The sequence below is a fragment of the Saccharospirillum impatiens DSM 12546 genome, from assembly GCF_000423605.1.
In the GTDB taxonomy this organism is placed as follows: domain Bacteria; phylum Pseudomonadota; class Gammaproteobacteria; order Pseudomonadales; family Natronospirillaceae; genus Saccharospirillum; species Saccharospirillum impatiens.
Window position 1 is genome coordinate 36,659 of sequence record NZ_AUIH01000012.1, and the last position, 13,337, is coordinate 49,995.

Annotated in this window: 12 protein-coding genes; 6 read left to right on the plus strand and 6 right to left on the minus strand. The window is 56.7% G+C overall.

Annotated elements, in window-relative coordinates; all coding sequences use genetic code 11:
• The first annotated feature begins 107 nt into the window (after positions 1-107).
• Positions 108-500, plus strand: coding sequence for a ribosome-associated heat shock protein Hsp15 (gene hslR / locus G565_RS0110165; protein ID WP_037338688.1), 393 nt, complete (start codon positions 108-110; stop codon positions 498-500).
• A gap of 39 nt (positions 501-539) precedes the next feature.
• Positions 540-1,412: an Hsp33 family molecular chaperone HslO gene (hslO, locus tag G565_RS0110170; protein ID WP_028670831.1), complete on the plus strand. Its 873-nt coding sequence runs from the start codon at positions 540-542 to the stop codon at positions 1,410-1,412.
• 55 nt (positions 1,413-1,467) lie between these two features.
• Here hslO and G565_RS0110175 read toward each other — a convergent pair whose 3' ends face one another.
• Positions 1,468-1,749: an HlyU family transcriptional regulator gene (locus tag G565_RS0110175; RefSeq protein ID WP_051207745.1), complete on the minus strand. Its 282-nt coding sequence runs from the start codon at positions 1,747-1,749 to the stop codon at positions 1,468-1,470.
• A gap of 830 nt (positions 1,750-2,579) precedes the next feature.
• On the opposite strand from G565_RS0110175, the gene G565_RS0110180 reads away from it, so the two are divergent.
• Positions 2,580-3,425 (plus strand): MBL fold metallo-hydrolase, encoded by an 846-nt coding sequence (locus G565_RS0110180; protein ID WP_028670833.1) that lies wholly within the window; start codon positions 2,580-2,582, stop codon positions 3,423-3,425.
• A gap of 67 nt (positions 3,426-3,492) precedes the next feature.
• Here G565_RS0110180 and G565_RS0110185 read toward each other — a convergent pair whose 3' ends face one another.
• Positions 3,493-4,107, minus strand: a complete 615-nt coding sequence (locus G565_RS0110185) for a LysE family translocator (protein ID WP_028670834.1) — start codon at positions 4,105-4,107, stop codon at positions 3,493-3,495.
• A 235-nt stretch (positions 4,108-4,342) separates the two neighbouring features.
• Here G565_RS0110185 and G565_RS0110190 point away from each other — a divergent pair, with 235 nt between their 5' ends.
• The gene (locus G565_RS0110190) at positions 4,343-6,109 is read left to right on the plus strand and encodes a choice-of-anchor I family protein (protein ID WP_028670835.1); all 1,767 of its coding nucleotides are present in this window, start codon (positions 4,343-4,345) and stop codon (positions 6,107-6,109) included.
• Between the two features lie 13 nt (positions 6,110-6,122).
• Here G565_RS0110190 and G565_RS0110195 read toward each other — a convergent pair whose 3' ends face one another.
• Positions 6,123-6,551, minus strand: a complete 429-nt coding sequence (locus G565_RS0110195; RefSeq protein ID WP_028670836.1) for a GNAT family N-acetyltransferase — start codon at positions 6,549-6,551, stop codon at positions 6,123-6,125.
• Between the two features lie 211 nt (positions 6,552-6,762).
• Between G565_RS0110195 and G565_RS0110200 the strand changes: the two genes are divergently transcribed.
• Together G565_RS0110200 and G565_RS23725 are read left to right on the plus strand one after the other, a co-directional pair.
• On the plus strand, positions 6,763-7,809 hold the full coding sequence (locus G565_RS0110200) for an extracellular solute-binding protein (RefSeq protein ID WP_028670837.1): 1,047 nt from the start codon (positions 6,763-6,765) through the stop codon (positions 7,807-7,809).
• Between the two features lie 99 nt (positions 7,810-7,908).
• Positions 7,909-9,618 (plus strand): ABC transporter permease, encoded by a 1,710-nt coding sequence (locus G565_RS23725; RefSeq protein ID WP_051207746.1) that lies wholly within the window; start codon positions 7,909-7,911, stop codon positions 9,616-9,618.
• A 91-nt stretch (positions 9,619-9,709) separates the two neighbouring features.
• Here G565_RS23725 and G565_RS23730 read toward each other — a convergent pair whose 3' ends face one another.
• The 3 genes from G565_RS23730 to G565_RS0110220 form a co-directional block, all read right to left on the minus strand.
• Positions 9,710-10,846 (minus strand): ABC transporter ATP-binding protein, encoded by a 1,137-nt coding sequence (locus tag G565_RS23730; RefSeq protein ID WP_425413972.1) that lies wholly within the window; start codon positions 10,844-10,846, stop codon positions 9,710-9,712.
• A 561-nt stretch (positions 10,847-11,407) separates the two neighbouring features.
• Positions 11,408-12,379 carry a phospholipase A gene (locus tag G565_RS23735; RefSeq protein ID WP_169579638.1) on the minus strand — a complete coding sequence of 324 codons (972 nt, stop codon included), beginning with the start codon at positions 12,377-12,379 and terminating at the stop codon, positions 11,408-11,410.
• A 173-nt stretch (positions 12,380-12,552) separates the two neighbouring features.
• Complete coding sequence (locus tag G565_RS0110220) at positions 12,553-13,335, minus strand: substrate-binding periplasmic protein (RefSeq protein WP_028670838.1); 783 nt, start codon at positions 13,333-13,335, stop codon at positions 12,553-12,555.
• Between the last annotated feature and the right edge of the window lie 2 nt (positions 13,336-13,337).

A 13,337-nucleotide genomic window follows, 5' to 3' on the forward strand; every position in this document is an offset into this window, starting at 1 on the left:
ACCGGGGCAACCTTGGTATCCGGCGCGGACCCATGCCACCCAGCCGATCCCATCTACTAAACTAGAGTTAGCAGCGATTAGCTGGGCTAACGATACTGAGAGAGGTTATGACTGATACCGCCGTACGTCTCGACAAATGGCTTTGGGCCGCGCGCTTTTTCAAGACTCGGGGACTGGCGAAAGACGCCATCGAAGGCGGCAAAGTGCATTACGACGGTGCCCGCGCCAAGCCAAGCCGCAACGTTGAAATCGGTACCATGCTGCGCATGCGTGTGGGCTTCGATGAAAAAACCGTTGAAGTCCTGGCTCTCAGCGACAAACGCCGGGGCGCGCCTGAGGCCCAACTGCTCTATCGGGAGACAGCGGAGTCTGCCGAAAAACGGCTTGCCATGGCCGCGCAGCGCAAAGCGCAGAATGCCGGCCTGGCGGCGCCCGATCACAAGCCGAACAAGAAAGACCGCCGCGATATCCGTAAAATGAAAGATTCCTTTAACGCCTAGGGCACTGTCGCCAGTCGCCCAAGCCCCGATGAGGTCTGCATGAGCAACCCCGACCAGACGCAACGCTTTTTGTTCGACAACACCCACATCCGGGGTGAAATTACCGGATTACAACACAGTTACCAGGAAGTACTGGCCAAACACAACTACCCGGAATCGGTGCAGCTACTGCTGGGCGAATTCATGGCGGCGGTAGCGCTGCTCAGCGATACGCTGAAATTCGACGGCACCCTGAGTCTGCAGGTTCGCGGCGCGGGGCAGGTGCGCATGCTGATGGCTGAATGCCGTGACAATCAGGCCTTGCGCGCCATCGCCCAGTACAACGACGACTTCAGCCCGGAGCAGGCGTTGCTTGGCAATGGTCAACTGGCCATCACCATCGAGCCAAAAAACGGCAAACGTTACCAGGGCATTGTCTCGATCAACGACGGGGATAACAGCCTGAGTCATGCGCTGGAAGACTACTTCCGCCAGTCGGAGCAGATACGCACCCGGGTCTGGCTGTTTGCCGACCCGCACATTGCGACCGGCTTATTACTGCAAGCCATGCCGCACTCAGCCAGCGAAGGCAGCCTGGAAGTGGATGACGATGCCTGGAACCGGGTTGTCCATCTGGCGGAAACGCTGACCCCGGAAGAAATGCTGACACTCGACAACACCACGGTATTGCAGCGTCTGTTCCATGAGGAGACCGTTCGGGTTTACGAGGCACGCTCACTCGCGTTTGAATGCACCTGCACCCGCGAACGCTGCGCCAATGCCATTCTGATGCTGGGTGAAGAGGAAGCCCGGGCAGTCGTGGCCGAACAGGGAGAAATTCGCAGTGATTGTCAGTTTTGTCACCAGCACTACCAGTTCGGAGCCGACGACGTTACCGAGCTGTTCGAGTCATACAAGCAACAGCTGAACTGAGGTCACTGACTGAGTAGAATGGCTGGCTCCGGCATCGCGCCGGGGCCATTGTTCGTTACTCAAATATTCGGTCACCCAACTGGTCGATCATCAGCCGGGCCTTCACGACCGTAAAGTTGCACGCTTCGTCTTCACCGGCCACCAGATCCGAGCGGATAAAAGTGTGCCGTTGCTCAGGCTCACCTGGCTTCACAATAATACCGCTGACCCGATATTGACCGCCCTCGGGAATCGGCGTCGGGGTGACCTGATAGCCCTTGTACTCAATCGTCTCGCCCTTCACTTCCCGTGGGCTCGCCGGGCCACCGGCCATCGCTTTCTTTAACCATCCAAACATGATTCATCCTCACTGCTTCAGCAGTACTGCACTTTTTATTGTGTGAATAGAGTTCAACCAAACTGGCACCGGCCGCATTTCGAGCCGAGCGTTGGCGGCCGGGTAGATGCCTAACCGGCCGCCAGCATGGACTCACGGCAAAACGGCAGACCCGACCACTGTCAGCCAGGATTGTACCGTCTTATTGCAATCGCGGCGTCAAATTCACTGCGTGAACTGTAATGTTAGGTAACCGGCTTGCGTAAAGTGGTCGAACGGGATTCCAAAAGTGTTACTGACACCTTCCGAGTGTTACCTATACACACGTCAACACCGTGTAAAGCGATCACAGCCCCGGAGTAAGCTGATCAAATTATAACCACTATTTTTTAACTCATTGTTTTTAAAAGATTTTTTAAAACTGGCACGCAGCCTGCAATCATCTGTGCACAACGATAAAGACACCCACAAACAAAAACAAAAACAGGGTGATATAAGAGCGATACGTGCCTGCCTAAAAACAATAACAAGGGCACAGTTTTTATTTAGGGCCTCCTAAAAACAACAACAGGGCCAGCTTAGCTTATTTGCTAACCAACGTGTCAGTCACGTGTATTACCTGCATCGATTCACCTTATTGATCGAGTCGCCCTTGTCGGGCGATTTTGCTGTGTCTGGCTGTTGGATCGCGCCTGACTGGCTACCCCTTCGTCCGTTTCATCTATGCCGCCCGTACGACCCTCCTCGTAACGCCGACGTGACATAGTCAACCGCCGTCTCTGCTGCCCCTGCCCTGTGAACTGCGGGAACGAAGGCCTAAGGTAAGGTTATGCCTGCCACAGGAGACCACAATGAAACTGCATGCCCTGCTCGGAAACTCCCAAAAACTCGATGGTGGCGCCATGTTCGGCAACGCGCCCAAGGCCTTGTGGGAACGATGGCTGCCCAGCGACGAGCACAACCGGATCGATCTGAACTGTCGCTGCCTGCTGGTTCAGGAAGCCGACCGCACGATACTGTTTGAAACGGGTGTAGGCGCTTTTTTCCCACCGGATTTGCGCGAACGCTACGGCGTTCAGGAAGACAATCATTGCCTGCTGGAGGCCTTGGCAGACTTGGGCCTGGAGCCCGATGACATCGATATTGTGGTGCTGTCCCACCTGCACTTTGATCACGCCGGTGGCTTGCTTGGCGCCTGGCAGGAAGGCCAGGCACCGCACCTGGTGTTCAAAAACGCCTGGTTTATCGTCGGGGAACAAGCCTGGCAACGCGCATTACATCCCCACCCGCGCGACAAAGCGTCATTCATTCCCGAACTGCCTGCCTTGCTGGAAGCATCGGGGCGGTTGGAACGAATAAACGGCACCCGCTCAAAACGCCTGGGCGATGCTTATCGCTTTCACTACAGCGATGGCCACACACCGGGCATGTTACTGACGGAAATTCAGACAGACGACGGCCCGCTTGTGTTTGCAGCAGACCTGATTCCCGGCAAGGCTTGGGTACACCTGCCGATAACCATGGGCTACGACCGATTTCCAGAAGCGCTGATCGATGAAAAGCGCCGCCTGCTATCAGATCTTGCCAGCCGCAACGGGCGCTTATTCTTTACCCATGATCCCCATATTGCCTCGGGGCGGGTGGTGAAAGATGAGAAAGGGCGTTTTACGGTGACCGATGAGTCCGTGGCTTGTTGATACCAACATTGGCGGCCGGTCACCATCGATGACCCGTCGCCGTTTTCATCGATCTTGACGGCAGCGCTTAACGGAGTATCGATAGCACCAGCCGACCCGCCAGCGCTACCAGAATCACCCCGAATACTCGCTCAAACCAGACTGAATGCTGCTTTAGCCGGTCAAGCCACGCGGGCGTGGAAAACAACCAGGCCACAACCAGGTACCAGCTGCCGTCGATCACCATGGCGGTAGCGGCGTAGCCGAGTTTGGCCAAAACGCTGGTATCAGCGCCAACAACCTGACTGAACAACGCGATAAAGAATACCGCCACTTTCGGGTTCAGAAAGACCACCAGGAAACCATCGCGGGCGGCGCTTGCGGTGGTGGGTACGTCTGGCAACTCGGCATCCGGGTTAGCGCGGGCGCGTAGCCCCTTTACCCCCAACCAGGCCAGGTACAGGGCGCCGCTCCACTGCAAGGCGGTAAAAGCCAGGGGTGATGCCGTAATCAGCGCAGCCAGACCAAAGATACTCAGCAGCGCATAGAGACCGATGCCCAGCCCATGTGTCACAGCCACCACCACACCGTTGGATCGTCCACCGGCCAGGGTTTGCTTCAACACGACGGCCAGTGATGGCCCTGGCGACATCGCGCCCAACATGCATATGCTGACCACTGCCAGCCAGGTCGTCCAGGTCACAATTCACCTCATCAATAGGAGTTAGGGCCGGGGAGGCTCTGAACAATGCAGCGAGACGCCCGGGCCATATTAAAAGCTTTCCAACCAGTCTGGCAGACTAACCAAAGCCACAAGCAAAGTCACTGCGCACCCCGACTGTATTCAGACTGTCATCCCATTGTCGTCTTTCTGTCACACAGACTCCGTAGCGTGAGCAAATACAACAACGCTCACCAACCCGCGACAGGATGCCACCATGACGCCCCTAAAACCCCTGGCGATTACGTTCGCCGCTGGCCTGACACTCAGTGCCTGCAGCACAAACCCAACCCAATCAGCCGATCGTGCGCTGCCCGCAGGCGATCCCAGCGTACAAATTGATATGGTTGGCCGCTACACCAGCGGTATTTTTGATGAAAGTGCGGCTGAAATCGTCGCCTACCACCAAGCCTCTGGCTTCGCTTACCTGACCAATGGCGCCACCGGGCGCATTAATGCGGTGCGCATCAGCAACTTGCTGACGGAAAGCACTGATGCGCCCTACACTCTGAGCAACCTGGCCGATCGCAGCGATGCCGTGCCGGCGCAAGTCTGGGTCGCAGACCCGTATACGGGATACCGCAAAATCATGATCGGCGGAGCCAACAGCCTGGCTGTGCATGGTGACCTGCTGGCGATTGCCGTTGAAAACGAGAGCAAGGTTGATAAAGGCGCCATTCTCTTTTACCGCCTCAATGACCAGGGTGACACCGACTTCGTCAAAGGTGTACTGGCAGGCGCATTGCCAGATATGGTGACCTTTTCGCCCGATGGCCGCTACGTACTGGTCGCTAATGAAGGCGAGCCCAGCGGCGACTACCTGATCGACCCGGAAGGCAGCGTTTCGGTGATTCCGGTAACCCGCGGCATTCCGGATGATCTGGCAATTCAACTGAACTTCAATGGTTTTGACGACAACCACCACCCGGACATCATCACCGCCAACAACCCGGACCCGGAGTACACCCGTCTGTCGCAAAACCTGGAGCCGGAATACATCACCGTCACTCCTGACAGCCGCACGGCCTTTGTGTCACTGCAGGAAAACAACGCCCTGGCCAAAATCAGTCTGAGCGATACACCCAGCATCACCGGGCTTTACCCTCTGGGTTTCAAGGATCATAGCCTGGCCGACAACAGCCTGGATGCAAACAAAGATGACGAGGTAGCTGCCCTGGCGACTTACGCTGGCCTCTATGGTACCTACCATCCGGACTCCATCGCCAGTTACAGCATCAATGGCCGCACCTATGTGGTCACGGCCAACGAAGGGGATGCTCGCGAATATTTCTCGGATGCTGAAACCGAAGCACAGTGCCAGGGCGCTTTGCCGATGGGTCAGTATGACTGGGATGAAGACGATGGCTGCCTTGTCTACACCGACGAAACCGAGATCGGTGATGTGCAACTGGCCGCTTCGCTTGCCGGCTTCGACGACATCGGCGGCCTGAAAATCAATAAAGCGCTGGGCGATGCCAATGGCGACGGAGTTTACGAGTCTGTTTACGCCTACGGCGCCCGTTCTTTTGCGATCTTCGACGACATTGGCGCCCTGGTGTACGACTCCGGCGACCTGATCGAACGCATCACGGCCGATCGGTTCCCGGCGTACTTCAATACCACCGACAATGAACTGGCCGTAGACGACCGCAGTGACAACAAGGGGCCTGAACCCGAAGCGCTGACCCTGGGGCAACTGGGTGACCGCACTCTGGCGTTTGTTGGCCTTGAGCGCATGGGCGGGTTTATGACCTTCGATATCACCAACCCGGAAGCGGTGCAGTTTGTGGCTTACACCAACCACCGCAATTACGATGCGACCGCTGCCAGTGCTAACGGCGACATCACCGCACAAGCGGGCGACTTGGCGCCGGAGGGCATGCAATTCATACCGGCCAGTCAGAGCCCATCCGGTGTTGCGCTGCTGTTGGTCGCCAACGAAGTCAGCGGTTCCCTGAGCGTGTATCAGGTACAACAGCAATAAGCTGGAGTGAGCCTCAGACGGGCCAGCGCATGCAGTATTGTGCGTGTGGCCCGTCTTCCGGGGTGTCCGTTTCGGGAACGATGTCGAACCCCATGGCGAAGTAAAAGCGCTGAGCCTGATAGTTTTCCTGAAAAACCTTGACCCGCAACTCATCGTGCAAGTGCTTCACGTGGTCTACCAGCATTCGGCCTATGCCCTGGCGCTGATGCTCTACCTTAATAAACAAGCCGTTAATCCGCTTGCCTTCCAGTGCAATGTACCCGGCAATGTCACCCTGCCGCTCCCACAAAAACGCCTGCTCAAGCGGCAAACGGTGCTCACGCAGATGCCGTCGGTCCCGGGCAATGTAGTTGGGGTCAATAAACGGATGGGCAATCAGACTGGCATCGTGATACAGCTCGGCCAATTCGTGGAAGTCAGTATTGGTGGCGTGTCGGATCATCGGTCACTCCTGCCCACACGGGGCCTCCTGTTAGAGCCTGAGCTTTCCCCAGTTTAGCAGCCCGAATCAGTTTCACCACGCGGGATATTCCCCGAAAACACGGCCAAATCATACTCAAACCCGGTCGGTGTCGACCACATTGCTTGACACGTCATTGCATACAACTGAGAATACTTATCATGTTGAAAGCCTTTCGCAATGGAGACCGAGAATGAATACAACCATCAAACGCACCGTGAAACACCTGACACTTGCTGCGCTGCCACTGGCCGCCAGCCTGACTGTCACCGCCGCCCAGGCGGAAGAAGTGAACATATACTCCTATCGCCAGGCGTTTCTGATCGAACCTCTCCTGGAAGCATTTACCCAACAAAGCGGCATTGAAACCAATGTCATTTACGCCAGTTCCGGCCTGAACGAGCGCATCGAGCAGGAAGGTCGCAACAGCCCGGCCGACATCATTCTGACGCCCAACACCACCATTCTGGTCGACGCCTACGACAAAGGCCTGACACAGGCGGTCGACAGCGACATTCTGACCAGCAACATTCCGGCGCAATACCGCGCTGAAGACAATCACTGGTTTGGTCTGACTACCCGGGCCCGCGTTATCTACGCATCGAAGGATCGCGTTGAACCCGGCGAAATTACCACCTATGAAGAACTGGCCGATCCCGAATGGGAAGGCCGCATCTGTACCCGCAGCGGCAAACACAACTACAATCTGTCGTTGTTTGCCTCAATGATCGAACATCATGGCGAAGCCTACACCCAGACCTGGCTCGAAGGGTTGAAAAACAACCTGGCACGCACTCCTCAGGGGAACGACCGGGCGCAGGTGAAAGCCATTATGGAAGGCGAATGCGATTTGTCACTGGGCAACAGCTACTACTGGGGCGCCATGATGACCAACTACGAAGAGCCCGAGCAAATTGCCTGGGCCCAGTCGGTTAACATCGTTTTCCCGAACCAGGAAGACCGCGGTGCGCACATGTTCATCTCTGGCGCGGCAGTTGCCAAACACGCACCGAACCGCGATGAAGCCGTGCAATTGCTGGAGTTCATGAGCCAGGATCTGGCTCAGTACATGTATGCTCAGGAGAACCACGAATTCCCGGTTAAACCCGATACTCCGCGCTCAGCACTGTTAAACCAGTATATGGGTGACTTTGTAGCCGATGACGTCAGCCTGACGGCGGTCGTGAACCACGTCGAAGACGCCTCCAAACTCGTCGACGAAGTCGGTTACGACTTCTAAGCACCCCAGCCTTGAAGTAAACTTATAAACGGCAGCCTCGGCTGCCGTTTTTGTTTGCACACACCCCGTCCATTTCTTTTATCTGCAACCGAGGCATGAATGGCCAACCCGCCAGCACTGGGCACCCAACCGCGCATTAGACTTTTCAAGCACTTGCGTGCCTGGCCGATTCTGGTCTTTATCATCGCCGGGCTGGTCGTATTACCCGTACTGTCCGTGTTCTACCTGGCTCTGTTCCCGACCGATAACATCTGGCGGCATCTCTATAACACCGTTTTGTTCCGCTACCTTGAAGCCACTTTGCTGCTGTTGACCGGAGTCGGACTACTGAGCTTTACCATCGGGGTGACCACGGCCTGGCTGGTGACGCTGTGCCACTTCCCCGGCCGCCGGCTGTTTGAATGGGCCTTACTGCTGCCCTTTGCGGTACCGGCTTACGTCATAGCCTTCATCTACACCGACATGCTCGAATTCGCAGGCCCGTTGCAAGGAACCCTGCGTGATGTCTTTGGCTGGCAAACCCGACGCGACTACTGGTTCCCGGACATCCGCAGCATGGGTGGTGCCATTGTGCTGATGTCACTGGTGCTGTACCCCTATGTCTATTTAATGGCCCGCGCTGCATTTCTGGAACAAGGCAGCAATATATTGGCCGCCAGTCGCACCCTGGGCTGCACTCCCTGGCAAAGCTTCTACCGGGTATCGCTGCCGCTGGCCCGCCCGGCTATCGCCGTTGGTTTGGCGCTGACGCTGATGGAAACCCTGAACGATTTCGGCACCGTCGATTACTTTGCCATTCGTACCTTGAGCCTGGGCGTTTACGATACCTGGCTAAATATGGGCAACCTGGGCGGGGCCGCTCAGATCGCCAGTATGATGCTGGTGTTTGTTGTGGTGCTGATTACGCTTGAACGCATCGGCCGCGCCCGGCAGCGCCACTTTGGTCAGGGCAAACCCAATCAGGATTCCGCCCTCTACACCTTAACCGGCGCCAAAGGGTGGCTGGCTTTTATGGCCTGTGCACTGCCTCTTGTGCTTGGCTTCGCGGTCCCCGCCTATCAACTGGCCAGCTATGCACTGGGGAACTTTTCCAGCTACTGGACCGACGATTTCATCGCCATTTCCTGGAACAGCCTGTTCCTATCGGCCACCGCCGCGCTGGTTACCGTCGTCATCGGCACCTTGCTGGCCTATGGCCGCCGCCTGCACCCCAACCGGAGTGTCCGCACCTTTGTCAGCCTCTCCAAGCTGGGCTATGCCATGCCCGGCACGGTACTGGCGATTGGCGTTCTGATCCCTCTGGCGACGTTCGATAACACCGTCGATGCGTTTCTGCGTGCCCGGTTCGACGTCTCCAGTGGTCTGCTGCTCAGCGGTACCGTCTTCGCTCTCGTCTTTGCCTACAGCGTTCGTTTTCTGGCCGTCGCGGCGGGGGCCATTGAGTCCAGCCTCGACAAGGTCACGCCGTCGATGGACAAGGCTGCCCGCTCCCTTGGCATGAACAGCCTGGAGACCCTGCGTCGGGTGCATCTGCCACTGATCCGTCCGGGGCTGCTCACCGGCGCTTTAGTCGTCTTTGTCGACACCATGAAGGAGTTGCCCGCCACCCTGATGCTGCGCCCCTTCAATTACGACACCCTGGCCACCTATGTATACCAATACGCCTCGGACGAAAAAATTGAAGTGGCGGCCATGGGCGCGCTGATGATTGTGCTGGTGGGGTTGCTGCCGGTGATAATGCTAAGCCGGTCAATTCAGGGCGGGCGTAAAGCGGCGACGCCGGTTTTGCCGGTGGCGGAACAGGGTTAGAACACCCTTTGGTTTCCTGGTTTGCATTGATTCAGCTACCCAGGGTCACCCTGGCGTCTGCAGGTCGGCCCGGGCACTAAAAACCGCCTCTTTATCGGGCTGTCGCACTCAGTAACGTGGCAGACTGGGCTTGTGTCGCCAAAGGGGTGACAGGACCGTACCAGTCAGTCTGGTCGTAGTCACCGCTGGCGGGAAAAGCGACCAGGTTGGCCGAGGTGAGCGCCAACCCCAGAGTTGAGCCAGGCTGAAAGACCGCTTGAGACCCGAACTGGGCTTCGAGCTCACGCCCGCTGTGCAATCTAAAACGATAGAGGGTCTGGGTCCCCAGAAACTCACCACTGAGCGTTTCTACCTGAACGGCGTCGAAGGCATCGGTTACCGTGACTTCATGGGGGCGAACGAAAATGTCCAGGCTCTTGCCTGCAGTCCAGAGATGGCCAGGTTGATGAACCGTGCCCAATTCCGTTGCCAGTGTCTGGCTGTCCAGAACCCGGCCTTCGATCCAGTTACCGTCGCCGACAAAACTGGCCACTAACGGTGTTGCTGGCTGATGATACACCTGTGCCGGAGTGCCCCATTGCAACAAACGGCCCTGATCCATAACGCCCAGCCGATCGCTGACCACAAAGGCTTCGTCACGATCATGAGTCACCATAATGGCGGTGATGCCAGCGGTTTTCAGGATACGGCGAACCTCTCGCGACAGACTGCGACGCAGCTCGGTATCGAGGTTGGAGAAGGGTTCGTCCATTAATAGCAGACGCGGCTTGGGCGCCAGCGCCCGCGCCAGGGCAACGCGTTGTTGCTGACCACCGGATAGCTCGTGGGGGTAACGGTCGGCCAGAGCCTCCATTTTGACCAGATCCAGCGCTTCCCGGATTCGGACCTGGCGCTCGGTACGATCGACCGATTTGAGCCCAAAACCAATATTTTGGCGCACCGTCAGATGCGGGAACAGGGCGTAATCCTGAAACACCATGCCGATGCCCCGGGCTTCCGGCGCCATACCTGACCCCGGCTCGGCAATAATCTGGGCATCAAGCTCGATCTGGCCGGTTACCAGCGGTGTGAAGCCGGCAATGGCTTGCAACAGGGTGGTTTTACCGCAGCCACTGGGGCCCAGCAAACAGCAGATTTCGCCTTCAAGCACCTGCAATCCGATGTTTTTCAGCACCGGTACCGAGCCATACTGGCAAGCCAGATTGTCGATCTTCAACAATGAATTCACCACACCCCCGGTGCCTGATCTATTCAGATTCTCACTAGCAAGTGTAAATGAATCTCAGTATGTGGCAAGTCACTCGCGCGGTTTTACGGGAGCCTGACCGGGTGCAAGAGAACCTCCGACTCACTCCCTAGCACGGTGTTGAAAAAGGCTTCCTGGCTTTTCCCAAAGACGGAATACAAACAGTGTGATTTTTGCATTCCTGCCGAAATCAATGACTTAGCCGTCATCGATGTCGCTGGAACAGCCATGTTCCAGGTACAGAATGCTCACATTCAGAGAATTTCAACACACTGCTAGGGAGCCTCTGAATAACTCCCCCGGGGCTCTGGCTTATCCGAGGGACGTTGCCACAAGGCGGACTTATGCAGAAATGTCTAGACCTTTCAAATAAGTCCAACGAAGTGGCAGCGTTCCTCGGAAAGCCCCAGCGGGCGCGGCTAAAACGTCCTGGCCCGGCGTTGCACTTCTTGACAAGGGCTACGGCCATTGCGCTGCGAAGTGCGCCTTGTGCCAGAACGTTTTAGCTCGCGCAGAGCCCTGGGGGAGTTGTTCAGAGGCTCCCTAGAGCCAGCCATTCAGTTCAAAACCCAACCCCAGCGTTTGATTAAACCGGTCGTAATCGATCAGGTTTTCGCCATAGCCGTGAAAATACTGCAAACGGCCCCGTACCCGATCGTTCACCGGAAACGACCAGCTTAATTCCGCGGCGCCCCGGTTGGGATCTGCCTGCAAATTATTGCGCAGCATTAACGCAAACTGGTGCGTATTCCCGCCATAGACGACATTGACGTCAAAATGGCCCATGTAATCCAGGATATCCGGGTTGTCGTCGCCCAGCGGATCACCGGGGTAGCGCTCTTTGGGAGCAGGAATGCGAAGCCAGGGCCGGAAAGCGAGGGCCCAGCGTTTGCGCTCCCAAACGGTCTGGAAAATCACCCGATTCCAACTGCGAGAATTTTCGCCACTCAAGCCATTGGACTGATGGTTCAGAGAAATCGCATTACCAATGTTACGCACCCCGGCCAATTCAAGCCGACTACCCAGTGCAAGAATGAACTCGGGTTCATGATTGGTTTCACGAAACGGAGAGGACAGGTCAAAGTTATAGGCTTGCCAGAAAGACCGGGTCGTGTAGGCGAATGAAAAGGTTCCGAAATCCCGATAAAGACTTTCCAGGATCACCACCTTGAGACTGAGCTGAAACTCGATTTCGACGGCTTGCAAGTCCACGTCGCCCTGGGCATTGGGGTCAGGGTCGGTCGAATACGCCAGTGGCAGCAGATAGTTGGGCCGGTGCGGGAGCAAGCTAAAAGGGTTGTTCAACGAGAACTGCTCGAGCGCGATGCGCCGTCGCAACGGGGTTTCCGCGTTGCTTACGCCACTGCCAGTGCGGCTTTCAAGGCTGCAATAATTGCGCAGCTGGGATGCGCTGAGCACGTTGGAGGCGCTTTCGATCAGTTGCAGCATGCACTGCTCATAAGGCGACAGCACAACGGCGTCAGGTTCAGGTTTAGGTTCAGGTTTATCAGCCATGGAGTCCTGAACCTCGCCCACCGCGACAGGGGCTACAGAAACACACAGCACCGCCACCCAGAGACACAGCTGAAACAGGTAAGCCAAACGATTTACTACCAAACACATAGGTTTCTTGACCCCAACAGACAACCGACTGTCAGACTACCAGAAATGGGGGGAATATAACCTTGTTAGCGCCAGTCACTGACTCCGTAGTCAGCCAGAATGCTCGCCAATTCGCCGCTGGCGCGCATTCTAGCTACGCCCTCGGTTAACAGTCGGGCATAGTCAGCAGAAGCGTCATGCGCCGGGCTAAAGGCAATGTACACGCGAGCGGATTCGGGTTGTGCCGGGACAGAACCGGCTTGTTTGAATTGCGGGGTTTGTCCGGTTTGACGCAGCTGGTAACGCATCACGTGCTCATCTTCCAACAATACCTGAATTCGCCCTCGCTCCAGCATTTTGAGTCCGTTCTTCAGCGGAGACACGCCGTGCAGCTCGGTAATATAAGGCCGGTGGCGCTCATCCTGCAGCATGCCTTCAATAAGGGCACCGTAGCTGTATCCGGCGATGACGGCCAGATAATGACCTTCGAGTGATGCAGGTTCGTGGAATTGCCAGGAGGAGTCGGACAGGGTCCAGAAAGCATTGGCCATTTGTCCCTGAGCCAGGTCAGGAAAGATAAAGTCAGGTGCTTCGAGCCGGGTAGCGCCAATAACGCCATGGAAAGCCCCATCACGGGTTTCCTGCAATGCCCTCACCCAAGGCCGTTGGTGGTACTCCACCTCATGTCCCTCGGCCTGGAATATCAGGCGCGCAAGATCCACCATAAACCCCGCGTGCTCAGTGCCAGGCTCGCAATTATAGGGACACCAGGGGTCGGCAACCAGCCGAATTGTGTCGCCACTGGCTATAGGCACCTGGCATGCGGCCAGGCCCGCCCAAAACAGGGCATACACCCACACCTTTTTCATCT

Excerpts from the sequence above, each read along its gene's own strand:
- G565_RS0110175 (WP_051207745.1), bottom strand. The coding sequence starts at position 1,749 with ATGTTTGGATGGTTAAAGAAAGCGATGGCCGGTGGCCCGGCGAGCCCA.
- G565_RS0110195 (WP_028670836.1), bottom strand. The coding sequence starts at position 6,551 with ATGATCCGACACGCCACCAATACTGACTTCCACGAATTGGCCGAGCTG.
- G565_RS23725 (WP_051207746.1), top strand. The coding sequence starts at position 7,909 with ATGGCCAACCCGCCAGCACTGGGCACCCAACCGCGCATTAGACTTTTC.
- G565_RS23735 (WP_169579638.1), bottom strand. The coding sequence starts at position 12,379 with ATGGCTGATAAACCTGAACCTAAACCTGAACCTGACGCCGTTGTGCTG.
- G565_RS0110180 (WP_028670833.1), top strand. The coding sequence starts at position 2,580 with ATGAAACTGCATGCCCTGCTCGGAAACTCCCAAAAACTCGATGGTGGC.
- hslR (WP_037338688.1), top strand. The coding sequence starts at position 108 with ATGACTGATACCGCCGTACGTCTCGACAAATGGCTTTGGGCCGCGCGC.
- G565_RS0110190 (WP_028670835.1), top strand. The coding sequence starts at position 4,343 with ATGACGCCCCTAAAACCCCTGGCGATTACGTTCGCCGCTGGCCTGACA.
- hslO (WP_028670831.1), top strand. The coding sequence starts at position 540 with ATGAGCAACCCCGACCAGACGCAACGCTTTTTGTTCGACAACACCCAC.
- G565_RS0110220 (WP_028670838.1), bottom strand. The coding sequence starts at position 13,335 with ATGAAAAAGGTGTGGGTGTATGCCCTGTTTTGGGCGGGCCTGGCCGCA.
- G565_RS0110200 (WP_028670837.1), top strand. The coding sequence starts at position 6,763 with ATGAATACAACCATCAAACGCACCGTGAAACACCTGACACTTGCTGCG.